The 26188-nt window shown below is 68.8% G+C and carries 25 protein-coding genes and 2 tRNA genes; 16 read left to right on the top strand and 11 right to left on the bottom strand.

Annotation, left to right across the window (positions count from 1 at the left end; all coding sequences use genetic code 11):
- The first annotated feature begins 6 nt into the window (after positions 1–6).
- From AC0L6G_RS09625 to pheT, 3 genes are read left to right on the top strand one after another with little or no spacing between them, the layout of a single operon-like run.
- Positions 7–420: a hypothetical protein gene (locus tag AC0L6G_RS09625; protein WP_473252035.1), complete on the top strand. Its 414-nt coding sequence runs from the start codon at positions 7–9 to the stop codon at positions 418–420.
- Entirely contained in the window at positions 417–812 is a 396-nt protein-coding gene (locus AC0L6G_RS09620) for a hypothetical protein (protein WP_473252034.1), read from the top strand. The genes AC0L6G_RS09625 and AC0L6G_RS09620 overlap by 4 nt, the downstream gene beginning before the upstream one ends.
- The gene (pheT, locus tag AC0L6G_RS09615; protein WP_473252033.1) at positions 809–3232 is read left to right on the top strand and encodes a phenylalanine--tRNA ligase subunit beta; all 2424 of its coding nucleotides are present in this window, start codon (positions 809–811) and stop codon (positions 3230–3232) included. Before AC0L6G_RS09620 ends, pheT begins: the two co-directional genes overlap by 4 nt.
- Before the next feature lie 102 nt (positions 3233–3334).
- Here pheT and AC0L6G_RS09610 read toward each other — a convergent pair whose 3' ends face one another.
- Entirely contained in the window at positions 3335–3805 is a 471-nt protein-coding gene (locus AC0L6G_RS09610) for a hypothetical protein (protein ID WP_473252032.1), read from the bottom strand.
- A 248-nt stretch (positions 3806–4053) separates the two neighbouring features.
- Between AC0L6G_RS09610 and AC0L6G_RS09605 the strand changes: the two genes are divergently transcribed.
- Positions 4054–4665 carry a DUF1134 domain-containing protein gene (locus AC0L6G_RS09605; protein ID WP_291536544.1) on the top strand — a complete coding sequence of 204 codons (612 nt, stop codon included), beginning with the start codon at positions 4054–4056 and terminating at the stop codon, positions 4663–4665.
- A gap of 58 nt (positions 4666–4723) precedes the next feature.
- On the opposite strand, the gene AC0L6G_RS09600 is transcribed toward AC0L6G_RS09605, so the two are convergent.
- Positions 4724–5614, bottom strand: coding sequence for a Rossmann-fold NAD(P)-binding domain-containing protein (locus AC0L6G_RS09600; RefSeq protein ID WP_473252031.1), 891 nt, complete (start codon positions 5612–5614; stop codon positions 4724–4726).
- A 12-nt stretch (positions 5615–5626) separates the two neighbouring features.
- Positions 5627–6871 (bottom strand): NAD-dependent epimerase/dehydratase family protein, encoded by a 1245-nt coding sequence (locus tag AC0L6G_RS09595; RefSeq protein ID WP_291536542.1) that lies wholly within the window; start codon positions 6869–6871, stop codon positions 5627–5629.
- A gap of 357 nt (positions 6872–7228) precedes the next feature.
- Between AC0L6G_RS09595 and AC0L6G_RS09590 the strand changes: the two genes are divergently transcribed.
- From AC0L6G_RS09590 to AC0L6G_RS09575, 4 genes are all read left to right on the top strand, one after another.
- Complete coding sequence (locus AC0L6G_RS09590) at positions 7229–8185, top strand: DUF4167 domain-containing protein (RefSeq protein ID WP_473252030.1); 957 nt, start codon at positions 7229–7231, stop codon at positions 8183–8185.
- Between the two features lie 70 nt (positions 8186–8255).
- A complete protein-coding gene (locus AC0L6G_RS09585; protein WP_473252029.1) occupies positions 8256–9593 on the top strand; it encodes a hybrid sensor histidine kinase/response regulator in 1338 nt (445 codons plus the stop codon).
- A 42-nt stretch (positions 9594–9635) separates the two neighbouring features.
- Positions 9636–10331 carry a DUF4893 domain-containing protein gene (locus AC0L6G_RS09580; protein ID WP_473252028.1) on the top strand — a complete coding sequence of 232 codons (696 nt, stop codon included), beginning with the start codon at positions 9636–9638 and terminating at the stop codon, positions 10329–10331.
- Between the two features lie 68 nt (positions 10332–10399).
- Positions 10400–10633 (top strand): hypothetical protein, encoded by a 234-nt coding sequence (locus tag AC0L6G_RS09575; protein WP_473252027.1) that lies wholly within the window; start codon positions 10400–10402, stop codon positions 10631–10633.
- 21 nt (positions 10634–10654) lie between these two features.
- Here the strand turns inward: AC0L6G_RS09575 and AC0L6G_RS09570 are convergent, their stop codons facing one another.
- On the bottom strand, positions 10655–12292 hold the full coding sequence (locus tag AC0L6G_RS09570; RefSeq protein WP_473252026.1) for a serine hydrolase: 1638 nt from the start codon (positions 12290–12292) through the stop codon (positions 10655–10657).
- 139 nt (positions 12293–12431) lie between these two features.
- On the opposite strand from AC0L6G_RS09570, the gene AC0L6G_RS09565 reads away from it, so the two are divergent.
- From AC0L6G_RS09565 to AC0L6G_RS09550, 4 genes are all read left to right on the top strand, one after another.
- Positions 12432–12809, top strand: a complete 378-nt coding sequence (locus tag AC0L6G_RS09565; protein WP_473252025.1) for a hypothetical protein — start codon at positions 12432–12434, stop codon at positions 12807–12809.
- A 121-nt stretch (positions 12810–12930) separates the two neighbouring features.
- Positions 12931–15519 carry an ATP-dependent chaperone ClpB gene (gene clpB, locus AC0L6G_RS09560; protein ID WP_473252024.1) on the top strand — a complete coding sequence of 863 codons (2589 nt, stop codon included), beginning with the start codon at positions 12931–12933 and terminating at the stop codon, positions 15517–15519.
- 6 nt (positions 15520–15525) lie between these two features.
- Positions 15526–16080, top strand: a complete 555-nt coding sequence (locus tag AC0L6G_RS09555; protein WP_473252023.1) for a hypothetical protein — start codon at positions 15526–15528, stop codon at positions 16078–16080.
- A gap of 337 nt (positions 16081–16417) precedes the next feature.
- Entirely contained in the window at positions 16418–17185 is a 768-nt protein-coding gene (locus AC0L6G_RS09550; protein ID WP_473252022.1) for a GIY-YIG nuclease family protein, read from the top strand.
- Here the strand turns inward: AC0L6G_RS09550 and prmC are convergent.
- Positions 17139–18062, bottom strand: a complete 924-nt coding sequence (gene prmC, locus AC0L6G_RS09545) for a peptide chain release factor N(5)-glutamine methyltransferase (protein WP_473252021.1) — start codon at positions 18060–18062, stop codon at positions 17139–17141. The genes AC0L6G_RS09550 and prmC overlap by 47 nt on opposite strands.
- A 77-nt stretch (positions 18063–18139) precedes the next feature.
- Between prmC and AC0L6G_RS09540 the strand changes: the two genes are divergently transcribed.
- Entirely contained in the window at positions 18140–19414 is a 1275-nt protein-coding gene (locus AC0L6G_RS09540) for a YihY/virulence factor BrkB family protein (protein WP_473252020.1), read from the top strand.
- Between the two features lie 9 nt (positions 19415–19423).
- Here AC0L6G_RS09540 and hslU read toward each other — a convergent pair whose 3' ends face one another.
- Together hslU and ppa are read right to left on the bottom strand one after the other, a co-directional pair.
- Entirely contained in the window at positions 19424–20725 is a 1302-nt protein-coding gene (gene hslU, locus AC0L6G_RS09535) for an ATP-dependent protease ATPase subunit HslU (RefSeq protein WP_473252019.1), read from the bottom strand.
- 136 nt (positions 20726–20861) lie between these two features.
- Positions 20862–21422, bottom strand: a complete 561-nt coding sequence (ppa, locus tag AC0L6G_RS09530; RefSeq protein WP_291536520.1) for an inorganic diphosphatase — start codon at positions 21420–21422, stop codon at positions 20862–20864.
- Between the two features lie 130 nt (positions 21423–21552).
- Here ppa and AC0L6G_RS09525 point away from each other — a divergent pair, with 130 nt between their 5' ends.
- Positions 21553–22236 carry a DUF599 domain-containing protein gene (locus tag AC0L6G_RS09525; RefSeq protein ID WP_473252018.1) on the top strand — a complete coding sequence of 228 codons (684 nt, stop codon included), beginning with the start codon at positions 21553–21555 and terminating at the stop codon, positions 22234–22236.
- Between the two features lie 240 nt (positions 22237–22476).
- Here the strand turns inward: AC0L6G_RS09525 and AC0L6G_RS09520 are convergent, their stop codons facing one another.
- A complete protein-coding gene (locus tag AC0L6G_RS09520) occupies positions 22477–23322 on the bottom strand; it encodes an N-formylglutamate amidohydrolase (protein ID WP_473252017.1) in 846 nt (281 codons plus the stop codon).
- Positions 23323–23433: 111 nt separating this feature from the next.
- Here AC0L6G_RS09520 and cpdR point away from each other — a divergent pair, with 111 nt between their 5' ends.
- Positions 23434–23790, top strand: a complete 357-nt coding sequence (cpdR, locus tag AC0L6G_RS09515) for a cell cycle two-component system response regulator CpdR (RefSeq protein ID WP_291536517.1) — start codon at positions 23434–23436, stop codon at positions 23788–23790.
- Positions 23791–23914: 124 nt separating this feature from the next.
- Positions 23915–23989 (top strand) — tRNA-Val (locus AC0L6G_RS09510).
- Positions 23990–24347: 358 nt separating this feature from the next.
- Here AC0L6G_RS09510 and AC0L6G_RS09505 read toward each other — a convergent pair.
- The 3 genes from AC0L6G_RS09505 to hemC form a co-directional block, all read right to left on the bottom strand.
- Positions 24348–24423 (bottom strand) — tRNA-Thr (locus AC0L6G_RS09505).
- Between the two features lie 43 nt (positions 24424–24466).
- Positions 24467–25189, bottom strand: a complete 723-nt coding sequence (locus AC0L6G_RS09500) for a uroporphyrinogen-III synthase (protein WP_473252016.1) — start codon at positions 25187–25189, stop codon at positions 24467–24469.
- Positions 25186–26151 (bottom strand): hydroxymethylbilane synthase, encoded by a 966-nt coding sequence (hemC, locus tag AC0L6G_RS09495; RefSeq protein ID WP_473252015.1) that lies wholly within the window; start codon positions 26149–26151, stop codon positions 25186–25188. The genes AC0L6G_RS09500 and hemC overlap by 4 nt, the downstream gene beginning before the upstream one ends.
- Between the last annotated feature and the right edge of the window lie 37 nt (positions 26152–26188).

Genomic DNA, 26188 nt, shown 5'->3' with positions numbered 1-26188 from the left:
TCCACGATGACCGATCAAACCGAAACGCCGATGTCGCCTGACGAAAGGTCAGGGCGCGAACTGGTGGCGCGAGAGACCTTTGAAAAGGAGGCCGTGTGGCTGCCCTCGCTGGCGGTGCATCATATGAACGCCGGCCAAACCTTCATCGAAGGCAAGACCTTCACCGAGTGCCTGATCGAAGGCCCCGCCGTGATGGCGGTGATGAACGGCACGACGTTCGACGGCTGCAACATGGGCGTGGCGTCCAACCCCCGCACCCTGCTGCTGCAGCCGCTGGGGGACATGATCGCCGGCGTCGTCGGCATGTCCAATTGCAGCTTCATCCGATGCCGCTTCGTCCAGGTCGGCTTCACCGGATCGCCGGAAGTTCTGGAGCAGATCGAAGCGAATCTGCTCGGCGCACGGGCGGCTCAGGCATGAGCCGCCTGCCCATCAACCGCCCGATGAGCATCGCAAAATCTCTGACCCAGATGGATTTCATCGACGTCGACATCAATCTGTACGATCTCTACACCGCGCATCAACAGCAGGGCGCCATTGTCGGCCGAACCTTTACGGGATGTCGGCTTCAGGGGCCGGCCATCGTTCTGATCGGCGGGGGCACGACGTTCGACGAGACCAATTTCGGCGATTCGCGCGGCGGGATGAAGAACCTGCTGTTGCAGCCGATGGGCGACAAGGCGCTGGGCACCGTGCCCATGCACGACTGCGCCTTCGTCGGCTGCGAATTCTACAATGTCGGCTTCACCGGCTCCAAGGATATCCTTGAGCAGCTGGCGGCGGTGCCGACCGTGGCGGGGCCGCAAGGATGAAGTTCACCCTGTCCTGGCTGAAGGACCATCTCGAGACCGAGGCGGACGTCCATCAGATCGCCGAGGCCATGACCATGGCGGGCCTGGAGGTCGAGGCGGTGCTCGACCCCGCCGCCAAGCTGGCCCCCTTCACCGTGGCCCGGATCGTCTCGGCCGAGCGTCACCCGAACGCCGACCGGCTTCAGGTCTGCCAGGTCGAGACGGTCGATGGAATGAAGGAGATCGTCTGCGGCGCCCCGAACGCGCGGGCGGGCCTGACCACCATCTATGCGCCCATCGGCGCCTATGTGCCGGGCCTGGGCGTGACCCTGGTCGAGAAGCCGGTGCGCGGCGTGGTGTCGAACGGCATGCTGTGTTCGGCCTCGGAGCTGGAGCTGTCGGAAGAGAGCGACGGCATTCAGGAACTGCCGCCCGAAATCCCGGTGGGAACCCCGGTCGCCGGCCTGTTCGGGGCCGAACCCGTGATCGATTTCGAGGTGACGCCGAACCGGCCCGACTGGCTGGGCGTCGCGGGCATCGCCCGCGATCTGGCCGCCGCCAGCGTCGGCAAGCTGAAGCATTTCGACATCGCCGTGGTGCGCGGCGGCTTCCCCTCGCCGATCTCGGTACGGCTGGAGGCGCCGGAGATGTGCCCGGTCTTCGCCGGCCGCGTGATCCGTGGGGTCCAGAACGGCCCGTCGCCGGCCTGGCTGCAGAAGCGGCTGACCGCCATCGGCCTGCGTTCGATCAACCGGCTGGTCGATGTGACCAATCTGATCGCCTACGACCGCGCCCGCCCGCTGCACGTCTATGACGTGGCCAAGCTGGTCGGGACCGAGATCGTGGTGCGCGCGGGGCAAGCGTCGGCCGAAACCGGCGAGGCGGAACGTCTGATCGCTCTGGACGGCAAGACCTATGCGGCGTCGCCGACCGACTGCGTCATCGCCGACGCGGGCGGCGAGCGGCCCATCGGCCTGGGCGGCGTCATGGGCGGCGAGAGCACCGGCTGCGACGAGGCGACCACCGACGTCTTCCTGGAAAGCGCCTGGTTCGACCCGCTGGTGGTCGCTCAGACGGGACGCGCGCTGGGCATCCATTCCGACGCCCAGTACCGGTTCGCGCGCGGCGTCGATCCGGTTTCGGTGACGCCGGGGCTGGAGCTGGCCACGCGGCTGATCCTGGACCTGTGCGGCGGCGAGCCGTCCGACATCGTCTTCGTCGGCGAACCGCCCGCCAGTCCGGCGCCCTTCGCCTTCGACCCCGCCCATGTGAAGCGGCTGACGGGCATGGACCTGGCCGACGACCGGATCGGGACCATCCTGGGCCAGCTGGGCTTTCTGGTTCAGGCCGCGCCCGCCGGACAGGGAAAGCCCTGGATCGTCACCCCGCCGTCGTGGCGGCGCGACGTCGAGGGGCCGGCCGACCTGGTCGAGGAGGTGGCGCGGATCGAGGGCTTCGACAGCCTGCCCGACCTGGCCCTGCCGCCGGTCGCCCGCCCCGCCGGCGGCGTGCTGAACCCGCGCCAGGCCCGCGTCCGCACGGCGCGCCGGGCCCTGGCCGCCCTGGGCTACGCCGAAGCCGTCACCTGGTCCTTCACCAAACAGTCGACGGCCGCCCTGTTCGGCGGCGGGGACGAACGACTGGTGCTGGAGAACCCCATCGCCGCCGATCTGGACTGCATGCGGCCCTCGGCCTTGCCGAACTTGATCCAGGCGGCGGCCAGGAACGCCGCGCGCGGCCACGCCGACGCCGCCCTGTTCGAGATCGGCCCCATCTACCTGGGCGACGGCCCGGCGGATCAGCGCACCGTCGTCGCCGGTCTGGTCGCGCCGCATCCCGCCCGTCACTGGGCCGGCGCGGGCGAGGACGCCCTGTTCACGCTCAAAGGCGATCTGACCACCCTGCTGGAAGAGATCGGCGCCCCGGTCGCCGCGCTGCAACTGGTTCAGGGCCAGAACCGCGACTGGTGGCGCCCCGGTCGTTCGGCCCGGCTGCAACTGGGCCCCAAGAACGTGATCGTCGAGTTCGGCGAACTGCATCCGCGCGTGTTGAAGGCGCTGGACGCCGTCGGCCCCATGCTGGCCTTCGAGATCGTGCTGGACAATGTGCCCGAACCGCGCGGCAAGGGATCGAAGGCGCGGGGCTCGGCCGACCTGGCGCCCCTGATGCCGCTGACCCGCGACTTCGCCTTCGTGGTCGATGAGGGCAAGCCCGCAGGCGACCTGGTCCGCGCGGCCGCCGGCGCCGACAAGGCCCTGATCGCCGAGGTCCGCGTCTTCGACGTCTATCGCGGCAAGGGCGTGGAAGACGGCTTCAAGTCCGTCGCCCTGGAGGTCGTCATCCAGCCGCGCGACGCCACCCTGGCGGAAGCCGAGATCGAGGCCCTGACCAGGAAGGTCGTGGCCGCGGTCGAGAAACAGGGCGGCAAGTTGCGGGCGTGACTATCAGAGCGGCTTTGAGACGCGATGTCGAAGCCCGCTTTGATCCATCGGAGACATTCTGAATGTCGGCTTCGTGATGGCCCATGCTGAAACGCGCGTAGCTTAACGATCGCGCTGACCGAAACCCATGCGCTGGCTTGAGGGAAGATTGAGCGACACGGACGCCTCTTCGATTACATGATTTCGCGAAGCGATAAAGACCCCCGTTCCTGAGATCGCCAACACGACCACAAGCCCGAGAACAGGTTCGCCAAAGACAACAAGCGCAAGACCTGCTGGAAGGATACCAGCAGCAAGCGTTGCTAAAATAAGCAGGATAAGCCGCGATGGGCCAGAGGTCGAGTTGGCGCGCTGGACGATGAGCCAAGCACCGAACGAAACAATGACAGCTATCGCGAGAACCATGAACCAACCAAGCGTAAGTTGCTTGGCAATGATACCGAGAGATTGTTCGACCAATTCCGGCGTGAAGCCACGAAGCAGACAAGTCGCGAGAAACGCGACGATGTGTATCGCAGCGAGGTTCGCCAGAGGGACAGCGAGAGAAAACAAAAGCCCGCGCGCGAACGGCATGCAAAGACTCCCTAGCGGTGGGTTTCAAAGTCGCGCGCCTTAGTTACATTTAGGTTTAGACTGCAAACATTTGCGGGCTAATCGCCCATGGCGAATCCACGCAACATTGCATGCTGTTGGCTGGGTGGTGCCTGTTCGGTAAGTTCCCGTTAACCTTAGAGCCGCAAGGCTGCCGCAAAGGTCGGGGACGGTGCGACAAGGGCCGGCGCGCCGGCCGGCTGTCCTCTCGCCGACTTCGGAGCGCCCCCATGCATCGTCGCCAACTGATCCTTTCGGGCCTCGCCACCGCCGCCGGCGCATCGTCGCTGGGGGCCTGCGCCTCGACCCCGGCGCGCGATCCCAACTATCCCATCGCCTCGGATCAGACGGCCCAAGCCTATAGTTTCGACGAGCTGGTGGCGGCCGGTTCGCGCGAACTGGGCATCGCGGCCGAGGTCGTGGGCGGCGCCATCGAGCGCGTCTTCGCCGACCAGGGCGACCGTCCGACCGCCTATATCGCGGGCGAGGAGGGGGCCGGCGCCGTCGTGGTCGGCGCCCGCTACGGCCGCGGCGCACTGCACATGAAGGACCTGTCGGCCTCGCAGGAGGTGTTCTGGCAGGGCGCGTCGATCGGTTGGGACTGGGGCGGCAACGCCAGCCGCGTCTTCACCCTGGTCTATGGCCTGTACCACCCCGACATGATCTATCGCCGCTATCCGGGGGTCGAGGGTTCGGCCTATCTGGTCGCCGGCCTGGGCGTGAACTACCAGCGCGCCGACGGCATCGTCCTGGCCCCCATCCGCACCGGCGTCGGCCTGCGCCTGGGCGCCAACGTCGGCACCATGAGCTACAGCCGCCAGCGGAATCTGCTGCCCTTTTAAGCGCGCTATGCTCGCGACGCGGTCGCTCTCGGCTTGAGCGCGCGATCATCGCTTTACATCAGCCGACCAACCGCAACGGCGGCGGGGCGTCCAGCAGGGCCGCCAGTCCCTCGCGCCAGGTCGGATAGCGCGGCCGCCAGCCCAGTTCGGCCTTGGCCAGGGCGTTGGAGACGCGCTTGGAGTCCAGGTAGAAGCGGCGCATGGCCTCGCTGACGCTGTCGTCGGTCCAGTCGACTTCGGGCGGGCGGGGCAGGCCCATGCGCGCGGCGGTCCATTCCATCACCACGTCGGACGCCGCCGGTTCGTCGTCGGTCAGATTGTAGGCCGCGCCCGGACGCGGCCGGGCCATCGAGGCGAACAGGCCCGAGACGACGTCGTCGACATGGATGCGGTTGAAGATCTGGCCGGGCTTCCTGACCAGCCGGGCGCTTCCGTCGCGCAGCCGCTCGACCACGTTGCGGCCGGGGCCGTAGACGCCGGGCAGGCGGAAGATCTGGACCGTCAGGCCCATGCCCTGCGCCCCGTCCAGCCAGTCGCGCTCGGCCCGCACCCGGCGCGCCCCTTCCAGATTGGCGGCGTTCAGCGGCCCGTCCTCGAACACCCAGCCCCCCGCCCGGTCGCCATAGACGGCGGTGGAGGAGACATAGCCCATCCAGTCGGGCCAGGCGTCGCCGGCCAGAGGGGCCAGCGCGCGCAGGGCAGGGCACCCCTGGGCGTCGGGCGGAGCGGTGATCAGGACGGCGCTGGCCGCCTCAAGCGCCGTCTTCAGGGCGGCGGCGTCGGCGGGGTCCAGGGCGGCGATCCCTTCGGCCTCCAGCGCGCGCCGCCGTTCGGGATCGCGCGCTGTCGCCACGGCCCGCCCGCCGCGCCGGACGGCTTCCAGCGCCGCCGCCTCCCCCAGATAGCCGCCGCCGAAGACCAGCAGATTCAGGGCGGGGGCGTCGGGCATCGGGAGGGGAACTCAGGCGGCGGAGGAACGGGCGGAAGCGATCGGAACGGGCGCGGCGGCGGCCGACGGCGTCTCGTTTTGCAGCGCCTCGGCCCGGCGTTGGTTCCAGGCCGAGACGCAAGGGACGCGGTCGAGGTCGGCGCGGTCGGCGTAGCGGCGGGCGATGTCGGTCACGTCCTGCATCAGCCCCTCGGCCAGGGTGATGGGCTTCAGCCCCAGTTCGCGGAATTGGTCGTTGGCGACGACAAGGTCGTTCTCGTCGGCCTCCTGGCGCGGATTGGGCACGTTGTGGATTTCCGCTCCGGTCATGTCGGCGACCATCCGGGCCAGGTCGCGCACGCGCCGGCTCTCGGTCATCTGGTTCAGGATCTTGACCCGCTCGCCGCGTTTCGGCGGGTTCTTCAGCGCCAGTTCGACGCAGCGCACCGTGTCCTGGATGTGGATGAAGGCCCGCGTCTGGCCGCCCGATCCGTGCACGGTCAGGGGATGGCCCAGGGCCGCCTGCATCAGGAAACGGTTCAGCACCGTGCCGTAGTCGCCGTCGTAGTCGAAGCGGTTGATCAGACGCTCGTCCGCCCGGGTCTCGCGCGTCTGGGCGCCCCAGACGATGCCTTGGTGCAGGTCGGTGATCCGCAGCTGGTCGTTCCTGGCGTAGAACTGGAACAGTAGGGCGTCCTGGGTCTTGGTCATGTGATAGATGCTGCCCGGATTGGGCGGGAACAGGATTTCCTGCTCGGCCGGGCCGTGGTCGGTGTCGACCGTGACCTTCAGATAGCCCTCGGGGATGCGCAGGCCGGCGGTGCCGTAGCCATAGACCCCCATCGTCCCCAGGTGGGTCAGATGCACGTCCAGGCCGCTCTCGACGATGGCGGCCAGCAGATGGTTGGTGGCGTTGATGTTGTTGTCGACGGTGTAGAGCTTGTGCCGCGCCGACTTCATCGAATAGGGCGCGGCCCGCTGTTCGGCGAAATGGACGACGCTGTCGGGGGCCAGGTCGCGGATCAGGGCGACCAGGCGGTCGAACTCCTTGCCCGCCGTCATGTTGACGAAACCGATGTCGCGGCCGGAAATCTCTTTCCACGCCCTGATCCGCTCGCCCATGGTGCGGATGGGCGTCAGGGACTGGACCTCCAGCTCGTTGTCGATGTTGCGGCGGCTGAGGTTGTCGACGACGGTCACGTCCCAACCTTCGGCCGACAGATGCAGGGCCGTCGGCCAGCCGCAGAAACCGTCGCCGCCCAGAACCAGAACGCGCATGGAATGAAAGCCTCTTCGTCGTCTCGAAGGCCATGCCTAGCCCACCCGCGGGCCCTCGGCAAAGCGGCGCCGTTGACAGGCGGGTGCGACGCTTTGACGAATCCCCCTTGGAAAGGCGTCTCACACAGGCTAAGTCTCGCCTGTCTCCCACTCAAACGCAGCTTTACGGGCGCATACCCGGCTGTTCGCGGCTTGAGCCGATCATGACGGTCGGTCCCGAAAGGACCGGCGCACCATGCGGGCGGCAAGGCATTCCGACAGATCGACAATCGGGGATCGGCCCCGGGCGAAACGGAACCACGAAACGGACGGCGCCGGCCCCAGGGCTCAGGCCCGCCCCTGCACACGGTAGCGCGAATGAGAGATTTCAAGGGCATGAAGCGTCAGCGCGGACGCAATCGGAACAAGGCGGGCGCCAACAACGCCAACAACGCCAATCCGAATCGTTCGTGGGATTCGCAAGGCCCCGAGAACATCAAGGTCCGGGGCAACGCCCAGACCGTCTACGAACGCTATCAGCAGCTGGCCCGCGACGCCTCCTCCGGCGGCGACCGGGTGCTGGCCGAAAACTATCAGCAGCACGCCGAACACTATTACCGCGTGCTGAGGGCGCTGCAGCCCCAGCGGTCCTTCTCCGACATCGCCGCGCGCGAACAGTCGAACCAGGGCTTCGACATCGACTTCGAGGACGAATCCGGCGTCCAGGCCGCCGCCTTCCTGGCCGCCCAGCAGGCCGCCGAACGCCAGGCCCAGGACGCCGCCGAACGCGCCGAGCAGAACCAGGCTCAACCCCGTGACTACAACCGCGACCGCGATCAGAACCGCGAACCGCGCGAACCGCGCGAACCGCGCGAACCCCGCGAGCCGCGTGAGCCGCGCGAGGACGGCGAGGCCCGCGCCGAGGGCGACGGCGGTCGTCGCGAAAGCCGCCGCGAACGCTGGGAGCGTCGCCGCGAGGAACGCAACCGCCGCTTCGACAACCGCGAGGAGGGGGTCGAGGATGTCGCCGCCCGCGCCGATGCCGCCCGCGCCGATGCCGACAGCGCCGAGACGGCGGCGCCCGCCGTCGAAAGCCCTCCGGCCGAGCCCGTCCTGGAGGCCGGCGAGCCCGTCGCCGAGACGCGCCCGGCCCGCCGTCCGCGCCGCGCCGCCCCGGCCGCTGCGGACGAGGGCGAGGTCCCGACCGCCCTGCCCGGTTTCCTGACCCGTGCGCCCGCTCCCGCCGCTGCGGCGGCCCCCGACGGCGAGGCCGAGCCGCCTGTCCGCCGCCGCGCGCCGCGCCGCAAGGCCGAGGCCGCGACCACCGAGGATTGACGACAACCCAAGCGCGCGTTTTACGATATCGCAACTCTGACGCGTCATCGGTGGCGCGTGGGAGGGCGTCATGGATATCGTCTTGCTGGTTCTGTCCCTGGCCCTGGCGGCGATGTGCGCGGGCCTGTGGCTGTGGCTGCACGCCCATGCGGCGGTCGTCCGGCTGACGCAGGACAGGGCGCGGCTGGAGCGGCGCCTGGCCCAGGCCGCAGAGACCCAGCGCCAGGCTCTGGCCGCCGCCGAGGCCGAGGTTCGCCGTCTGACCGCCGAGGACGCCGCCAAGGCCGAGGTCGCCCTGGCCCTGGCGCGCGAACTGCGCACGCCCCTGACCACGGTGATGGGCTTCGCCCAGCTGCTGCAGACCCATGCCGAGGCCGATCGGCTGACGCCGCGACAGTCGCAGGGGCTGCGCCGGATCGAGGCCGCGGGCGCCGTGCTGCTGGCCCTGGTGGAGGAGGCGGACGATTTCGTCGCCTCGGGCGACGCCGGCGCCGCGCCCTTCGTCCAGCGCGTCGATCTGCGTCTGGCCCTGCGTCAGGCGTGCGACGGACTGGAGCCTCAGGCGCGGCGGGCGGGGGTGACGCTGGATTGCCCGGCGGCCCAGTGGGGGCTGGCGGTCATGGCCGATCCCGTCGCCGTGCGACGCATCCTGCGCCGTCTCGTCGAAAACGCCTTGGGCCATTCGCCGCGCGGCGGCGCGGTGCGGATGACGGCGACGCGACAGGACGACCATGTCGTCGTCGCCGTGCACGATCCCGCCAAGCCGCCTGAAGAGCCGGCGACCGCGCGGCCGTTTCAGCCCCTGGACGGCCAGGACGCGCGGGGCGGCACGCGCCTGGGCCTGTCGACGGCGCGAAGACTGGCCGAGCGGATGGGCGGGCGGCTGGACGCCGCGCGCGACGCCTGGGGCGCGACGACCTATTCCCTGGGCTTTCCGGCGGCGGGCGCGGGCCAGGCGCCCGATCTCCCGGCGCGGGATCGGCCGACGGCGACGGCGCTCTATGTCGAGGACAATCCGGCCAATGTCGCCCTGATGCGCCAGGCGGCCGGGGCGCTGGGCCTGACGCTGCACGCCGCGACCACGGGGCCGGAGGGGCTGGAGCTGGCGCGGGCGCTGGGGCCGGACGTCATCCTGCTCGACCTGGGCCTGCCCGGCATGGACGGCTATGAGGTCAAGGCGGCGCTGGACGCCGATCCCGTCACGCGCGACACGCCGGTCCTGGCCCTGACGGCGGCGACCACGCCGGCGGATCGCCGGCGCGGACGGGCGGCGGGGTTCGGCGCCTATCTGACCAAGCCGCTGGATCTGAACGCCTTGGCCGACGCCCTGACCCGGGCGTTGTCCGCCCATTCGTCGCGTGCTGGGAACGGCCCCGGCCTTGACGCGCACCCGCGACGAAGGGCCTAAGGGAGCGGTCCCGCCGTCAGGTCCGCCCAAGGTCAGCGTTCTATGCGTCAGTTCGTCCGGTTGGTTTCGTCCCCTCTGCGCGCCCCCGCCCTGCTGCGCCTGGCGGCTCTGGGCGCGCTGGGCGGGGTCGCGGCCTGCGCCGCCACGCCTCCGCCGCCTCCGCCGCCGCCCGCATCGACCGGGGCGGCCCTGATGGATTGGCGGGGCGTCATCACCTCGGCCGACCGGGACCGCCACCGCCGCGTCGCTGCGGCCTGGACCCTGGCCCTGCAGCAGGCGCGCCGCCAGCCCGGATCGGGCGACTTGAATGCCCTGGGCGAACTGATCCAGCCCCAGGCGGCCCGGCCGGGCGTCGCCCCCCCGCCCGGCGACTATCGCTGCCGCACCGTCAAGCTGGGTTCGCAGGGCGGCGAGGACGGCCTGGGCTATGTCGTCTACGGCTGGTTCGCCTGCCGTATCGAACAGACGCCGCAGGGGCTGAAATTCTCCAAGCTGACCGGCTCGCAACGGCCGTCGGGCCTGCTGTTTCCCGAGGACGATCGGCATATGGTGATGCTGGGCTCCATGGCCCTGGCGCAGGAGCCGGCCGCCAGCACCTATGGCCGCAATCCCGAGCGCGACCTGGTCGCGGTGCTGGAGCGGATCGGCGAGGCGCGCTGGCGGCTGGTCCTGCCCTGGCCGCAGAACGAATCGAACCTGGACCTGATCGAACTGGTCCCCGGCCGCAGGCCCGGCTGAACCGGCGCCGAGGTCTGAACCCGGGCAGGGGGCGCGGCGTTCATCCTTTGGAACCGAAGGAGACGCCCATGCGCCGCATCCCATCCATCTTGACGCTGACCGCCGCTGTCGCCCTGTCCGCCGCCGTGGCGGCGTGCGGGGAAAACAGTCCGTCGACCCCGGCCGAAAGGTCGCCCGCCGTCTCGGCGCCGGCCGAAGGCGTGCCCGGCCAGGCGGCGCCCGAGGCGGCGGCGACGCCCGAGCAGCAGAGCGCCCCGCCGAGGGCTTCGAACCAGGACGGACGGGGCGGGTCTCCCGGCTGATCCAGGCCCGCCAGACCCGCCCTATACCCGCGTCAGCCGCAGGTCCTGATAATCGTAGGAAAAGTCGATGTCGGGGCTGACCCCCTTCATCGTCGCGGTGGCCGGCTTGGCCGTCTGGATGGCGAAGGTGACGAAGGCGTCCTCCTCGCGCTTGTCCGGGAAGCGGGTGCGGAAGGTTTCGCCGTCATACGGCTCCAGCCAGCCCTGCAGGGCCGGCGTATGGGTGAAGCGCAGCCACAGGCCGCTTTTGCGCCTGCGGCCCCGCCCTTCGATCCGGGGTTCGACGACGATGTCGCCGTACCAGGGGTCGCGCCAGGTCCCGGCGTAGGCGTCCAGCGGCATGGCGGGCGGGGCGCCGGCCGCCTGTTTGGCGTCGATCTCTATGGCGGCCGCCTGGGACTTGGCCTCGCCCTCGGCCTCAAGCCGCTTGGAATCGGCGATCCAGTCGACGTCGACCTTGCCCATGCAGATGTCGGAGATTCCCGAGCGGAGGGCGCGTAGCAGGAAACTCTCTTCCGCGTTGGAGAAGATGCAGAATCCGGTCTTGCGGCCGGGGATCAGCACCGTCGCCGATATGCCGCCGGGCGAGCCGCCGCCATGGCTGGCGATCCGCTCGCCGCGATAGTCCTGGACCTGAAGCCCCATCGCATAGGTCGAGGCGATGGCCCGGTTGGGCAGTTCCGCCGTCGGCCCTGGCGACGATCCGACGATGATGTTGGGGCGATACATCTCGCGCGCCGCCTCTTCGGAGAACAGGCGCGAGCCGTCCGGCAGCTTGCCGTCGCCCAGGCGCACGGCGATCCATTTGGCCCAGTCGGTCGGGGTGGTGCAGACGCCGCCCGCCGCCGCCGCCGAATCCCAGTTCCAGACCTCGGCGATGGACTGGGCGATCTGGACCATCGGCCCGTGGGTGCGCAGCGGCGGTCCGACGCGGGCGTGGGGCAGGGCGGACCGGCCAGCGTCGGCCAGGCGCGCCAGCGGCACGGTCTCGGTCATGCCGACCCGGTCCAGGATCCGGGTCTGGACGAAGGCTTCCCACGGCATGCCCGACACCGCCTCCAGCACAGCCCCCGCGACCACGAACATCAGGTTGCAGTAATGATATCGCGCCCGGAACCCGTCCTCGATGGGCACGAAGGCGGCCTGGGCCAGCACCTCGGCCCGGGTCCGGTCGCTGTTGGGCCAGAACAGCAGGTCGCCGGCGCCCAGGCCGAACCCGGCCCGGTGGCTGAGGGTGTCGCGCACCGTGATGTGGTCGGCGACATAGGGGTCGGACAGCGCGAAGCCGGGCAGATAGGTCTTGACGGGTTCGTCCCACTTGACCTTGCCCTCGTCGACCAGGATGGCCAGGGCGGCGGCGGTGACGTTCTTGGTGTTGGAGGCGATGGCGAACAGGGTGTGTTCGTCGGCCCGCGCCGGCCGGCCCTGAACCTTGACGCCGTATCCGCGCGCCAGGACGGTCGCCCCATCCTTGACCACCGCGACGCCTAGGGCCGGCTGGTCGGGCCAGGCCGCCATGCATTTCGCCACATAGGCGTCCACCGCCTGCGCCAGCGAGGCGTCGTCGTTCGCGGCCGTCTGGGCGAACGCCGGCCGCGCCGCCAGCGCCGCCGCGCCTCCCGAAGCGAACAGGGAACGGCGCGAAAGGCGAACGGTCATGGGGCAGGCTCCGGCGAACGGGAAAGCGCGACGCTAGCGCCCGGAAGAGACGCGGCCAAGGGGCGCGTGATGCGGACCCACGACAAGCAACCTTTTCGCCGGCGTCAGAGTTGGGCATGGGCAGCCGGAGACCGCGACCATGTCCTCTTCCGTCCTCATCATCGGCGAAGATCCCAGCCTGATCGACTTCGACGCGCCTGACGCCCCGCCTGACATGTCGGCCGCAAAGGTCATGGAGGGGTTGGAGGGATCGCGCGATCGATTGCGAGCGCGGGGTTTCGAGGCCGAAATCCTGTTGACCGGCGAGGAGGACGCTCTGGAGACCCAGGTCGTCGCCGCCCTGGCCAGGCGCGATTGGACCGTCATCGTCATCGGCGCAGGGCTGCGGGTCCTGCCGCCCATGGCCCAGCGGTTCGAGCAACTGATGAACCTGCTGCACGAGCAGGCGCCGGCCGCGCGTTTCGCCTTCAACTCCCAGCCAGACGATTCCGACATCGCGGCTTTGCGGCGGCTCTGATTTCCGCCGGACGCTCTTGTGCGGCAAATAGGCGACACCATCTCGTTTGCGAAAGCTCAAGGCGCCGCTTCCTGAAAGGACGCATTGAGAGACCATCCGCCTTACGAGGGGAATCGAACAAGTGAATCTCGAACTCTATTCCGACCGCGCCAAACAGGCCGTCCAGTCGGCCCAGTCGCTGGCGCTCGCCCGTCGTCACCAGCAGTTCGCGCCCGAGCATCTGTTGAAGGTGCTGCTGGAGGAACGCGACGGCCTGGCCCGCAATCTGATCACCGCCGCCGGCGGCGACGCCCGCCGCGCCGAGGCCGACGTCGAAACCGCCCTGAGGAAGCGCGCCCAGGTCACGGGCGGCTCGGGCCAGCTCTATCTGGACGGCGACACCGCCCGCGTCTTCGCCGCCGCCGAGGAAGCGTCCAAGAACGCCGGGGACGCCTTCGTCACCACCGAACGCCTGCTGGCCGCCCTGGCCAAGGAGGGCGGGGTCGCCGCCGAGGTGCTGAAGGCCTCGGGCGTCACGGCCGACAAGCTGGACGCCGCCATCGCCGAAGTCAGGAAGGGCAAGACCGCTGACAGCGCGGGCGCCGAAGACGGCTATGACGCGCTGAAACGCTACGCCCGCGACCTGACCCTGGCCGCCCGCGACGGCAAGATCGACCCGGTCATCGGCCGCGACGAGGAGATCCGCCGCACCATCCAGGTCCTGGCCCGCCGCACCAAGAACAACCCCGTCCTGATCGGCGAACCCGGCGTCGGCAAGACCGCCATCGTCGAGGGCCTGGCCCTGCGCATCGTCAACGGCGACGTGCCCGAATCCCTGCGCGACAAGACCGTCATGGCGCTGGACATGGGCAGTTTGATCGCCGGCGCCAAATACCGCGGCGAGTTCGAGGAGCGGCTGAAGGCCGTCCTGTCCGAGGTCTCCGCCGCCGAGGGCGGGATCATCCTGTTCATCGACGAGATGCACACCCTGGTCGGCGCCGGAAAGGGCGACGGGGCGATGGACGCCTCCAACCTGCTGAAGCCGGCGCTGGCGCGCGGCGAACTGCACTGCGTCGGCGCCACCACCCTGGACGAATACAGAAAGCACGTCGAAAAGGATGCGGCCCTGGCCCGTCGTTTCCAGCCGGTCTTCGTCTCCGAACCGACGGTGGAGGACACCGTCTCCATCCTGCGCGGCCTGAAGGAGAAGTACGAGGTCCACCACGGCGTGCGCATTTCCGACAGCGCCATCGTGGCGGCCGCCACCCTGTCGAACCGCTACATCACCGACCGCTTCCTGCCGGACAAGGCCATCGACCTGATCGACGAGGCCGCCAGCCGCGTGCGCATGGCCGTGGACTCCAAGCCCGAGGCCCTGGACGAGATCGACCGCCGCCTGGTCCAGCTGAAGATCGAACGCGAGGCCCTCAAGAAGGAGACCGACACGGCCTCTCAGCACCGTCTGGAGAAGCTGGAGGACGAGATCGCCGACCTGGAAGGCCAGTCCGACGACCTGACCGCCCAGTGGAAGTCGGAAAAGGCGAAGGTCGGCCAGGGGGCGCAGCTGCGCGAGACCCTGGACCGTCTGCGCCTGGAACTGGCCAACGCCCAGCGGGCGGGCGACCTGGGCCGCGCGTCCGAAATCGCCTATGGCCAGATCCCGCAGATCGAGAAGCAACTGGAAGAGGCCGAGGCGAACCAGACCTCGGCCAAAGGCCCGCTGACGCCGGAAGTCGTCGACGCCGAACAGATCGCCGCCGTCGTCAGCCGCTGGACCGGCGTGCCCGTCGACAAGATGCTCGAGGGCGAGCGCGAGAAGCTGCTGAAGATGGAGGACGCCCTGGCCGCCCGCGTCGTCGGCCAGGACGAGGCCCTGGCCGCCGTCTCCGACGCCGTGCGTAGAGCGCGCGCCGGGCTGAACGACCCGAACCGACCGCTGGGCAGCTTCCTGTTCCTGGGGCCGACCGGCGTGGGCAAGACCGAACTGACCAAGGCCCTGGCCGAGTTCCTGTTCGACGACGAGGCCGCCATCACCCGGCTGGACATGTCGGAATATATGGAGAAGCACTCGGTCAGCCGCCTGATCGGCGCGCCTCCCGGCTATGTCGGCTATGACGAGGGCGGCGCTCTGACCGAGGCCGTGCGCCGCCGTCCCTATCAGGTCGTCCTGTTCGACGAGGTCGAAAAGGCCCACCCCGACGTCTTCAACATCCTGCTCCAGGTGCTGGACGACGGCCGCCTGACCGACGGGCAGGGTCGCACCATCGACTTCCGCAACACCCTGATCATCATGACCTCCAACCTGGGCAGCCAGTATCTGGCCGATCAGGGCGAGGGGGACGACGTGGAGGCCGTGCGGCCCTTCGTCATGGAGGCCGTCCGCGCCCACTTCCGGCCCGAGTTCCTGAACCGGATCGACGAGATCATCCTGTTCCGCCGCCTGGGCCGCGACCAGATGGGCGGCATCGTCCGCATCCAGCTGTCACGGTTCGAGAAGCTGCTGGCCGACCGCCGCCTAACCCTGGACCTGGACGACGCAGCCCTGGCCTGGCTCGCCGACCGCGGCTACGACCCCGCCTATGGCGCGCGGCCGCTGAAGCGGGTGATCCAGAAGGACCTGGTCGACCCCATCGCGCGCAAACTCCTGGCCGGCGAAATCGAGGACGGCGGGGTGATCGCCGTGACGGCTGGGGAAGGCGGGCTGGAGATCGGGAAGGTGCGGGTGCATTAGAGAATAATGATCCCAAAAGTTCGCCAGTTTCGACAGTGGGCTTTGCCGACACGCTGGAGCGTCTTGGCCAGCGTGGCAACTGTAGTCGGTGTCATGCTCGCGGCGCTAGCCTTATGGGTGGCGGTCACAGGTCCCAGCCACGAAAGAGCTCTTGAGAAGTCTGAGGAAAGACGAATCCTCATTTTTCGAGCAGCGCAGGAACTGCGAAGCAACTCAGATTTACTGACGCAACTCGTGGCCATGAAAGGCAACGAGACAGTCCGCTTGGATCGTTCGCGTTATTCTGTCGAGGCACTCAAAATATTGATGTCAGAACACTTCGATGAAGTAACGAAGAATGCTTATGGCGAAGAGAAATATATCTACCAACATATTCTCAGGTTAGATCGCTGGCTGGATGCTATCTCAATCCTGAACTCAGCAGAATCGGTGTCAAGATGGGATCGTGATAGCGAATTTACGGCTTATGATGCTCTTTTTCTCAATGACTTCATTTGGTGGTATCTCTATCCAATCATTGATGACCAGCTCACGGTTGAACAAAAGCGGGGACTTGGTTAGGAGCCATACCCACGAAGCAGTTTTCGGATACCTGCCGATCAGGCTCGTTTGAAACAGTTTGTCTTTGATGGACAGCCCATCTCTGATTTCGCCGACTATCTCGGATACATTGATTGAAGCGGTATCCCGACGCACACTTCGTCATCCTCCGGCAAGCCGCGTCTTCGCGGCGCAGATCGGGGGACCTAGCGGCGCCGTCAGGCGAAATCTTTCCACCGCACGATGCAGGAAGCCCTCGTCCGTGACAGGGTCGCGCTTTCGCGCGCCGCTGGGTCCCCCGGTTCCGCTTCGCGGCCCGGAGGATGACGAAAGGGAGGGTGTCGTCTAGGTTGTGCGCATGCCGACGCATCGGACGTTCATCGCGACCTACATCATGGCCAGTGGTCGAAACGGCACGCTCTACACCGGCATGACGGCGAATCTGGAGGCGCGGGTGTGGAAGCATCGCAGCGGCGTGTTCGACGGCTTCTCACACGCGCACGATCGCACGCGGCTGGTCTGGTTCGAGCGGCACGCCTGGGTGGTGGAGGCCATCGCGCGCGAGAAGCGGATCAAGAAGTGGCTGCGGGATTGGAAGCTTAAGCTGATCGAGGACGGGAACCCGGACTGGAGGGATCTGGCCGAGGGCTGGTATCCGGTGAACGATCCGAACTGGCGACCGCAGTGGAAGATTGACTTTCGTCATCCTCCGGCGAGCGGAGCGAGACCGGGGGACCCAGCGGCGCGCGAAAGCGCGAACCTGTCGCGGACGCGATGTCCAAACATCACGAGCCGGATGGATCGCCTTCGGCGCCGCTGGGTCCCCCGGTCTGCGCCGCGAAGATGCGGCTCGCCGGAGGATGACGAAAGGACGGATAGCCGTCCTATTCGCGGGAGATCAGTCCAACGATTTCAACCCCCTGCCGCCCGCCAGCGTCATTTTTCCTCCCATGCCCCGAAACCGTGCGATCCTGTCCTCGCGCGTCCGCATCGAACGCGCCGCAGGAACGGGCAGGGGGGATTTCAGACGATTCACACTATTCAGACTCTGTTTTTCACGCCGCAGAGTCTGAAAACCTTCACGCCTGCGGGATCGGGTTGGTCCGGGGGTCGGGGCCGTTGGTGACGACGCGGTCGCGGTCGGCCAGGTCCTTGACGATCTTGACGTCGGTGAAGCCGGCGGCCTCGAACAGGGCCTTGACCTGCGGGCCCTGGTCGAAACCGATCTCGACGGCGAAGACGCCCAGCGGTTTTAGGATGCGTTTCACCTCGGGCGCCAGGTCGCGATAGGCCTGCAAGCCGTCCGGCCCGCCGTCCAGAGCCAGGTGCGGGTCGTGGTCGCGGACCTCGGGGTCCAGGGTCGCGATATGGTCGGTCGGGATATAGGGCGGGTTGGACAGCACCAGATCGAAGCTGGCGTCGCCGAAGCCCGCCGCCCATTCGGTGCGCAGGAAGGCGGCGCGGTCGTTCAGGTCCAGGTTGGCGGCGTTCTCCCGGGCCACGGCCAGGGCCTCGGTCGAGATGTCGGTGCCGACGCCCTTGGCGGCCGGCCGCTCGGACAGCAGCGCCAGAAGGATGGCGCCCGAGCCGGTCCCCAGGTCGATGGCCTCGAACGTCTCGTTGCGGGCGAAGGCCAGCAGGGCCACGTCCATCAGGGTCTCGGTGTCGGGGCGGGGGCTGAGGACGTCGGGGGTGACGTTCAGCATGATCTTCCAGAAGCCCTTCCTGCCGACGATGCGCGACACCGGCTCGCGCTTCAGCCGGCGTTCGACCATGGCCTCGTAGGCGCCCAGCTGGTCGGCGGTGACGATGCGATAGGGGTCGGTCAGGATGTCCATGCGGCTGGCGCCGGCGGCGGCCTCCAGCAGCAGGCGGGCGTCGATGGCGGGGCTGTCGATGCGGCCGGTCTTCAGCCGCGCCTGCGCCGCCTTCCAGGCGGCCAGCAGGGTCGGGGCGTCGTCAGCCTGATCGGGGGCGGGCTTTGGAGAGATCGGGTCGGTCATCGGCGTTGATTGGCCCCGGCGGACGACGATTTCAAGCCTTCGCGGAACGGGTCGCCAGCTATACCGTTCGCCACATCATGTCCAAGCGCGCCGCCTTCCTGTCCCGTCTGACCGCAAACGTCTCGGCCCGTTCGCCGGTGGGGCGCGGCCGGGCGAGAGGCGGCCTGTGGCGCTATCTGGCGGCCGTCTTCGGCGGTCTGGCGGCGGGCGCAGGCGCGGCGCATCTGCTCTACAGCCAGGGGCACAAGGTGGGGGTGGAGCTGCGCGCGCCCCGGCCCGAGATCCTGCCGCCCCCGCCGCCCACGCCGGCCGACTACGACGCCAAGGAGCCGGGGCGCGGCCGGCTGGCCGACCAGCCGCACCGCATTCCGCGCAAGGGCTGGACCGACATCGTCTGGCGCGCCGGGGCCTCCTATTTCGGCGACCGGGTGGGCTTCGTGGCGGGGGGCGTGACCTTCTTCACCCTGTTGTCGCTGTTTCCGCTGATGGGCTCGTTCGTCACGGTCTACGGCCTGTTCGCCGATCCGTCCGACGCCTGGGGGCGGTTGCAATTCCTCTCGGCCATGATGCCCGCCACCATCGCCGAGTTCCTGGGCGCCCAGATGCAGCGCCTGGCCGAGAATTCCAGCACCCAGCTGACCCTGACCCTGATCTGGACCCTGGCCCTGTCGCTGTGGGCCGCCAACGGGGCGATCAAGATGCTGTTCTACGGGCTGAACGTCGCCTACCACGAGACCGAGAAGCGCAACTTCATCCGCTACAACCTGGTCTGCCTGGCCTTCACCGTCGGGGGGCTGCTGGCCGTGCTCGTGACCTCGGGCCTGGTGGTCGGGGTGCCGGTGGTGGTGCGCCTGTTCGGCCTGGAGGAGGAGTGGGGCCTGTTCGCCCCCCTGCGCTGGCCGCTGCTGTTCGCCGGCTATGTGCTGGCCCTGATGGTCATCTATCGCTATGGGCCGTGCCGCCAGAACGCGCGCTGGCGCTGGCTGACGCCGGGGGCGATCTTCTCGGCGACGCTGAGCGTCAGCCTGTCGCTGGTCTTCAGCTGGTATCTGTCCAACTTCGTTCGGACCGACAGCTATGGGCCGCTGGCGGCCATGATGGGTTTCCTGCTGTGGACCTGGCTGTCGGTGCAGGTGATCCTGCTGGGCGCCGCGCTGAACGCCGAGATCGAGCACCAGACCGCCATAGACACCACCACCGGCAAGCCCCTGCCGCTGGGCGAGCGCGGGGCCATGGTCGCCGACAGCGTCGGGCCCCGGCGCGGCAATCCGGCGGCCCTGGCCTTCACCCAGCGCCAGGCCGAGGCGGTGGCGGACAAGCTGCTGAAACGCCGCCTGAAGCGGGATCGCTGAGCCAGCGGCTCAGAGGATGAACCGGCTCAGGTCCACGTCCTTGGTCAGGGCCTCCATGCGGCCGCGCACGGCCTCGGCGTCGAAGGCGACGGTCTGGCCCGACAGGTCGGAGGCCTTGAAGCTGGTCTCCTCCAGCACCCGCTCCAGCACGGTCTGAAGCCGGCGCGCGCCGATGTTCTCGACCGCGCTGTTGGCCGCCACGGCCGCATCGGCCATGGCCTCGACCGCGTCGTCGGTGAAGACCAGGGTCACGTCCTCGGTGGCCAGCAGCGCCTGGTTCTGACGGATCAGATTGGCCTCCGGCTCGGTCAGGATGCGCTTGAAGTCGTCGCGCGTCAGGGCCTTCAGCTCGACCCGGATCGGCAGCCGGCCCTGAAGCTCGGGCAAGAGGTCCGACGGCTTGGCCACGTGGAAGGCGCCCGAGGCGATGAACAGGATGTGGTCGGTCTTGACCGGCCCGTATTTGGTCGAAACCGTGGTGCCTTCGATCAGGGGCAAGAGGTCGCGCTGGACCCCCTCGCGCGACACGTCGGCGCCGGATGCGCCCTGGCGCGCCGCCACCTTGTCGATCTCGTCCAGGAAGACGATGCCCTCGTTCTCGGCCAGCAGCAGGGCCTCCTGGGTCAGGCTGTCCTGATCCAGCAGCTTGTCGCCCTCCTCGGCGATCAGGGGCGTGGTCGCGTCGCGGACGCTCAGCTTGACCGACCTGGTGCGCCCGCCGCCCATCTTGCCCAGCATCTCCGACAGGTTCAGCAGGCCGACGGCGCCGCCGCCCGGCAGGTCCAGCCCCTGGATCGGCGAGGCGTTGTCGGCCAGGGATATCTCGATCTCCTTGTCGTCCAGTTCGCCGGCCCGCAGCTTCTTCCTGAAGCTGTCGCGCGTCGTCGGCCCCGCGCCCGGCCCGACCAGGGCGTCCAGGATGCGGTCCTCGGCGGCGGCTTCGGCCCGCGCCCGCACGTCGCCGCGCCGGCGCTCGCGCACCATGACCAGGGCGCTCTCGACCAGGTCGCGCACGATCTGGTCCACGTCGCGGCCGACGTAGCCGACCTCGGTGAACTTGGTCGCCTCGACCTTCAGGAAGGGCGATCCGGCCAGCTTGGCCAGGCGCCGCGCGATCTCGGTCTTGCCGACGCCGGTCGGGCCGATCATCAGGATGTTCTTGGGCGTCACCTCGTCGCGCAGTTCGGCTGGGACGCGCTTCCTGCGCCAGCGGTTCCTCAGGGCGACGGCGACGGCGCGCTTGGCGTCGTCCTGGCCGACGATATAGCGATCCAGTTCCGAGACGATCTCGCGGGGGGTCAGTTCAGTCATGCGGTGCAGATAGGAGGTCGCAAACCGTTGCGGGAGGGGCCACGGCGTCGCGGCGCCGCATCCCCCGCATTTACCTGCAAGAAAGGCGTCCCCCGAACCGGGGGACGCCTCGGTGCGTCGTGCGTCCGCGCCGGGATCAGGCGGCGTCGGCGGCCTTCTTCTTGGCCAGCTTGTCCTGATGGGCCTTCATCCCGGCCTCGATCAGGGCGGCTGCCTCGCCCGCGTCGCCCCAGCCCTTGACCGTGACCGACTTGCCCTTCTCCAGGTCCTTGTAGCGGGTGAAGAAGTGTTCGATCTGCTCGATCAGGATGGCCGGCAGCTGACGATAGCTGGCGATCTCGGTGTAATAGGGGTTCAGCTTGTCGACCGGCACGGCCAGGATCTTCTCGTCGCCGCCGGCCTCGTCCACCATCATCAGCACGCCGATGGGGCGCGAGCGGATGACGCAGCCCGGCACGACCGGCGTGGGGTTCAGCACGATCACGTCGCAGGGATCGCCGTCGTCCGACAGGGTGTGCGGGATGAAGCCGTAGTTGCCCGGATAGTACATGGCGGTGTGCAGGAAACGGTCGACGAACAGGGCGCCGGATTCCTTGTCCATCTCGTATTTCACCGGAAGCCCGCCCTGCGGGATCTCGATGACGACGTTGATGTCCCAGGGGGCGTTCGGACCGACGGGGATGGCGTCCAGGTTCATGGCGGGTCTTTGCTGCGACTGCGAAATTCCGAAAGGCGAAGGGTGATAGGCCGTGGGCGCGCCCGCGGCAAGCGCGACCTGTGGCGAACGGACTTGCACAGGGTCGGCGGATCGCGGACATCATGCGCCTATGAGCTGGATCGACTGGGCGGCGCTTGCGCTGTTTTTCATCTGCTGGCTGGGCTACGGCCCCATCCTGTCCTTCATCGGCAAGAAGGGCGGCTCGCTGAACGACGACATGACCCATGTGCGCGCCGTGTGGATGCGGTCCATGGCCCATCGCGAGATTCGGCTGGTGGACAGCCAGCTTATGGGCCATTCGATCAACTCGGCGTCCTTCTTCGCCTCGACCAACCTGCTGCTGATCGCGGCGGTGGGCGGCATCCTGTTCGGGGGCGAGAGCGCGTTGCAGGGGTTCGCCGCTGTCGGGGCGGAGACCGTGCCGATGAAGATCCTGGAGGCCAAGCTGGCGCTGGTGATCGTCTGTCTGACGCGCGGCTTCCTGGATTTTATCTGGGCGCTGCGCCAGATGAACTACACCCTGGCCCTGATCGGCTCGGCCCCGGAAGTGCATTCCAGCACCGATCGCAGAGCGTTCAGCGCGGCGGCCGGCCAGCTGCTGAACCCGGCGCTCAGCGCCTTCAGCCAGGGGGTGAGGGGCTATTACTTCGCCCTGGCGGCGGCGGCCTGGCTGTTCGGGCCGCTGTGGCTGGCGCTGGGGGTGGCCTCCGCGTTCGGCCTGCTGATCTATCGCCAGGAGGCCTCGCCGGCTGCGCGCGCCATACGCAATGCGCGGCGGCTGCTGGAACATTGAGGTGCGGCTTCGCAGGTGCGAAAACGCCCAGGATCGCGACTCGGTCCAAGGCGGCTCACCGTTGCAATTGCGTAACACGGCGTGACCGGAGCAAATTCACCGAGGGTCTTGACCCATTGTGCATCGCAACCTAGATTGATCTTCGACGCCTCCGGGCGTCTTGCCCTTCCTGGGCGTTTCCTCCCTATAGACTTCAAACGCCGCACCCTCGGGTGCGGCTTTTTTTGATCTGATCGCCGATCAGTCAGACCTTGCACCTGCGTCCGGCGCCCAGGGCTCCGAACACAGGGCGGCGATCACCCGGGCCAGCGCCTTTTCCGTGCGGCGAAAGCCGAGGCCGGGCGCCAGGGTGGTCTCGTCCAGATACAGGCCCCGGCTGATCTCGATCTGGATCGCCTCATAGCCCTCCTCCGGCCGGCCCCAGCGCTGGGTGGACCAGCCCCCGGCGTAGGGACGGTTCAGCGACACCCGCCAGCCCACGCCTTCGAACAGGGCGCGCAGCCGCCGGGTCAGACGCGCTCCGCAGGCCGAGCCGTAGCGGTCGCCCAGCACCACCTCGGCCCCCGTCGCCCGCGTGGGCATGGAATGCCAGTCGATCAGCACCGCTCGCCCCTGCCGGTCCCGCGTCGCCTGCATCAGTTCCCCCAGCGCCTGATGATAAGGCTGGTGGACCGCGGCGATCCGGGCCCTGGCCTCGTCCAGCGTCAGCCGACGGGCGTAAAGGGGCGTCCCGTCCCCGGCCAGACGCGGCAGGACGCCATAGCCAGCGGCCGTCTTGGCCCCCGTCGGTCCCTCCAGCCCCGCGATCAGGGCGGGGTCCAGTTCGTCGGGGTCGCGGTTCAGATCGACATAGGCCCGGCCGATCCGTCCCTCGATCAGGGGCGCCCCCCGTCGCGGCCCCTCGGCGACCAGCCGCCCGACCAGGGCGTCCTCGGCGCTTCTCAGGCGGGCGGCGCTCAGGCCGGGCGCCGCGCCCATGTCCTCGGGGTAGCGGTCGCCCGAATGGGGCGAAGCGAAGACCAGGGCCGTCGCGCCTGCCGCCGGCGACGCCGCGGTGATCGTAAAGGTGTCGCCGCCGTCGGTCATGCCCCGGCATAGCGGGTTTCGCTGTGGAAGGAAGTCGGCTGATCGTTGAATTTCATGGGCGGTTTACCGTTGCAGCCTTAAGGCTGACCCTCTGTTTCAAGGGTGTTTTCCATGGCGCGTATCCTCCTGGCCGAAGACGACGGCTCCTTGCGCGGGTTCCTGACGCGGGCGCTGGAGCGCGCGGGCCATCAGGTGATCGACTGCGAGAACGGCGACGACGCCATCGACGCGCTGGAGCACGGCCCCTACGACCTGTTGCTGACCGACATCGTCATGCCGGGCGCCGACGGGATCGAGGTGGCCCGCGTCGCCGCCGCCCGCCAGCCCGGTCTGCGCATCATGTTCATCACCGGCTTCGCCGCCGTGGCCCTGACCGCCGCCCAGGCCTCGCCCGACGCCAAGGTCCTGTCCAAGCCGGTGCACCTGCGCGACCTGGTCAATGAGGTCGAGCGGATGGTCGCCGCCTGAGCCGTTGATCCGCCAGGGATTTCTCAGAAATCTCGCCCCTGCGGCCAAAGGCGCTTGATGCAGGCGGATCGTGCCGCTATACGACCGCCCTTCCCGCTCTCGAACCATCGAGAGCCGCCACGGCGGACGCGTAGCTCAGCGGGAGAGCACTACGTTGACATCGTAGGGGTCACAGGTTCAATCCCTGTCGCGTCCACCATTTTTTCTCTGAAATCGTTAGGATTTTTCAGCCCGCTGTCCCGGCCTGTCGGGCTGTATGCGCGCGTCTGTTGCCGAGTCGTTGCCAGTTTGATCTAAGCTCAGGACCATGGAGAGCCTGTCCGGGGTCCAGACCGAACGCCGCACGGTCATGATCGACGCGACCCATCTCAAGGCGCGCCACACGGCTTCCCGTCTTCCTCTCCGCCATAGCCCTCGCGCTACCGAGCCTTCTGGCTATGAGCCCTGAGCCTGGACCGGCCCCATTGCCTTCCCGCCGCATACCCACGCAACCCCAAGCAAAAGCGCCTTCCGGCTTATCCCTGCCGGGCGTCAAAGCTAGTGGTGCTCTGGAAAGGTGGTGCCGCTTGCGTGACTCGAACACGCGACCCCCTCATTACGAATGAGGTGCTCTACCGGCTGAGCTAAAGCGGCTCTGGTCGCGAGGGGCTTGGGGCGCCTGCGCGAGAGGGGGTCTTTATACGGGCGAGCCGCGCTTGCCAAGCGCCGGTTTCAAGATCGCGAGCAGGGCGTCCTCGTCGGGCGTGGGGGCGGCCAGGGGGGCCAAGCCCATGACGGCGAGGGGGGCGGCGAGCGGGGCCGCGGCGGCGGGTGAGATGCAGACGACGGCGACGCCGTCCAGTCGCGCCGCATGGCGGTCGGCCAACAATTCGCCCGCGCGTGGGGAATGAACCAGGACGGCCTCGAAGGCGTCGGGCGCCGCCTGGGCCGTCGGTCGGGTGCGGTAGACGGGCAGGCCGTGGACGACGATGTGGGGGCCGCCGGCCGCCGTGAGCGCGACGGCGAGGTCTCCGGCGGGAATCTCGGCCTGTGGGACCAGAAGGGCGCCGCCGGACATCCGGGTCGCGATCAGGCGGGCGAGGGCGGCCAGGTCGCCTTGAGCGGAGCGGACCGCGACGAAGCCCGCGTTCCGCGCCGCCTGGGCGGTGGCGTCGCCGACAGCGAAGACGGGGCGGTCGCGCATCGACGTCAGGGCGGAAAAGGCGGCGACGCCGTTGGGGCTGGTGAAGGCCAGGGCGTCGAATCGCGCCAGGTCGGGCAGGGCGGGCCTCAGCGGCTGGACCGCCAGCAGAGGGGCGACGAGGGGCGTCAGCCCCATGTCGCGGATGCGCGCGGCGGTGCGCGCGGCGCCCGGCTCGGCGCGGGTGATCCAGACGCGGGCCGGGCGGGGCGGGATCATCCGTCCAGCGTTGCGGGATCGACGTCCTGATCGCCGGCGACGGCGCGGACCTCGGCGCCCAGCCGCTGGCCTAGAGACCGGGCGTCGGCCAGGGCAGGTTGCGGCAGTTCGCCGACGCGCCGCCAGCGGGCGGAGCCGTCCGGACTGAGCATTTCGGTGGTCAGGCGCAGCATGTCGTTTTCAATGCGGGCATAGGCGCCGACGGCGGTGCGGCACGACCCCTCCAGCGCGGTCATGGCCCCGCGCTCGGCGGCGACGCACAGGGCGGTCTCGGCGTGGTTCAGGGCGTCGACCCAGGGCGCGTTCCGGGCGGCGTCGGCGTCCGCCGTGCGGGTCTGGATCGCCAGGGCGCCTTGACCCGGCGCGGGCAGGAAGGCGTCCAGCGACAGTTTCTCGCAGATGGGGTCGGTCACGCCCAGCCGGGTCATGCCCGACACGGCCAGAAGGATGGCGTCGAACTCACCCTCGGCGGCGCGACGCAGCCGGGTGTCGATGTTGCCCCGCAGCATCTCGACCTTCAGGTCCGGACGCAGGGCCAGGGCCTGGGCCTGGCGACGCAGGCTGGCGGTGCCCAGTCGCGCGCCGATCGGCAGTTCGGCGAAGCTGGCGTAGTTCCGGCTGACGAAGGCGTCGCGGGCGTCCTCGCGTTCGGGGATGGCGGCGATGCACAGGCCGTCTGGCTGAACGGCGGGGACATCCTTCATCGAATGGATGGCCAGGTCGATGCGCCCGTCCAGCAGGGCCTCCTCGATCTCCTTGGTGAACAGGGCCTTGCCGCCGATCTCCAGCAGACGGCGGTCCTGGACGCGGTCGCCGGTGGTGACGATCTCGACCAGGGGCACGGCGGTTTCGATCTCGGCCTCGGGCACGCCCAAGGCGCGGCCGACGGCGCGCTGCATCATGCCGGACTGGGCGAGCGCCAGCTTGGAGCGCCGGGTGCCGATGCGGAGAGGAAAGGTCATGAGCGTTGCGTACCGGACGCCGGGTCGCTACCTCGAC

The sequence above is a fragment of the Brevundimonas sp. D3-1P genome (assembly GCF_055809335.1).
The sequence above is the reverse complement of the archived record's forward strand: the minus strand, read 5'-3'. Positions and strand labels throughout refer to the sequence as shown.

Excerpts from the sequence above, each read along its gene's own strand:
- AC0L6G_RS09625 (WP_473252035.1), top strand. The coding sequence starts at position 7 with ATGACCGATCAAACCGAAACGCCGATGTCGCCTGACGAAAGGTCAGGG.
- AC0L6G_RS09620 (WP_473252034.1), top strand. The coding sequence starts at position 417 with ATGAGCCGCCTGCCCATCAACCGCCCGATGAGCATCGCAAAATCTCTG.
- pheT (WP_473252033.1), top strand. The coding sequence starts at position 809 with ATGAAGTTCACCCTGTCCTGGCTGAAGGACCATCTCGAGACCGAGGCG.
- AC0L6G_RS09610 (WP_473252032.1), bottom strand. The coding sequence starts at position 3,805 with ATGCCGTTCGCGCGCGGGCTTTTGTTTTCTCTCGCTGTCCCTCTGGCG.
- AC0L6G_RS09605 (WP_291536544.1), top strand. The coding sequence starts at position 4,054 with ATGCATCGTCGCCAACTGATCCTTTCGGGCCTCGCCACCGCCGCCGGC.
- AC0L6G_RS09600 (WP_473252031.1), bottom strand. The coding sequence starts at position 5,614 with ATGCCCGACGCCCCCGCCCTGAATCTGCTGGTCTTCGGCGGCGGCTAT.
- AC0L6G_RS09595 (WP_291536542.1), bottom strand. The coding sequence starts at position 6,871 with ATGCGCGTTCTGGTTCTGGGCGGCGACGGTTTCTGCGGCTGGCCGACG.
- AC0L6G_RS09590 (WP_473252030.1), top strand. The coding sequence starts at position 7,229 with ATGAGAGATTTCAAGGGCATGAAGCGTCAGCGCGGACGCAATCGGAAC.
- AC0L6G_RS09585 (WP_473252029.1), top strand. The coding sequence starts at position 8,256 with ATGGATATCGTCTTGCTGGTTCTGTCCCTGGCCCTGGCGGCGATGTGC.
- AC0L6G_RS09580 (WP_473252028.1), top strand. The coding sequence starts at position 9,636 with ATGCGTCAGTTCGTCCGGTTGGTTTCGTCCCCTCTGCGCGCCCCCGCC.
- AC0L6G_RS09575 (WP_473252027.1), top strand. The coding sequence starts at position 10,400 with ATGCGCCGCATCCCATCCATCTTGACGCTGACCGCCGCTGTCGCCCTG.
- AC0L6G_RS09570 (WP_473252026.1), bottom strand. The coding sequence starts at position 12,292 with ATGACCGTTCGCCTTTCGCGCCGTTCCCTGTTCGCTTCGGGAGGCGCG.
- AC0L6G_RS09565 (WP_473252025.1), top strand. The coding sequence starts at position 12,432 with ATGTCCTCTTCCGTCCTCATCATCGGCGAAGATCCCAGCCTGATCGAC.
- AC0L6G_RS09555 (WP_473252023.1), top strand. The coding sequence starts at position 15,526 with ATGATCCCAAAAGTTCGCCAGTTTCGACAGTGGGCTTTGCCGACACGC.
- AC0L6G_RS09550 (WP_473252022.1), top strand. The coding sequence starts at position 16,418 with ATGCCGACGCATCGGACGTTCATCGCGACCTACATCATGGCCAGTGGT.
- prmC (WP_473252021.1), bottom strand. The coding sequence starts at position 18,062 with ATGACCGACCCGATCTCTCCAAAGCCCGCCCCCGATCAGGCTGACGAC.
- AC0L6G_RS09540 (WP_473252020.1), top strand. The coding sequence starts at position 18,140 with ATGTCCAAGCGCGCCGCCTTCCTGTCCCGTCTGACCGCAAACGTCTCG.
- hslU (WP_473252019.1), bottom strand. The coding sequence starts at position 20,725 with ATGACTGAACTGACCCCCCGCGAGATCGTCTCGGAACTGGATCGCTAT.
- ppa (WP_291536520.1), bottom strand. The coding sequence starts at position 21,422 with ATGAACCTGGACGCCATCCCCGTCGGTCCGAACGCCCCCTGGGACATC.
- AC0L6G_RS09525 (WP_473252018.1), top strand. The coding sequence starts at position 21,553 with ATGAGCTGGATCGACTGGGCGGCGCTTGCGCTGTTTTTCATCTGCTGG.
- AC0L6G_RS09520 (WP_473252017.1), bottom strand. The coding sequence starts at position 23,322 with ATGACCGACGGCGGCGACACCTTTACGATCACCGCGGCGTCGCCGGCG.
- cpdR (WP_291536517.1), top strand. The coding sequence starts at position 23,434 with ATGGCGCGTATCCTCCTGGCCGAAGACGACGGCTCCTTGCGCGGGTTC.
- AC0L6G_RS09500 (WP_473252016.1), bottom strand. The coding sequence starts at position 25,189 with ATGATCCCGCCCCGCCCGGCCCGCGTCTGGATCACCCGCGCCGAGCCG.
- hemC (WP_473252015.1), bottom strand. The coding sequence starts at position 26,151 with ATGACCTTTCCTCTCCGCATCGGCACCCGGCGCTCCAAGCTGGCGCTC.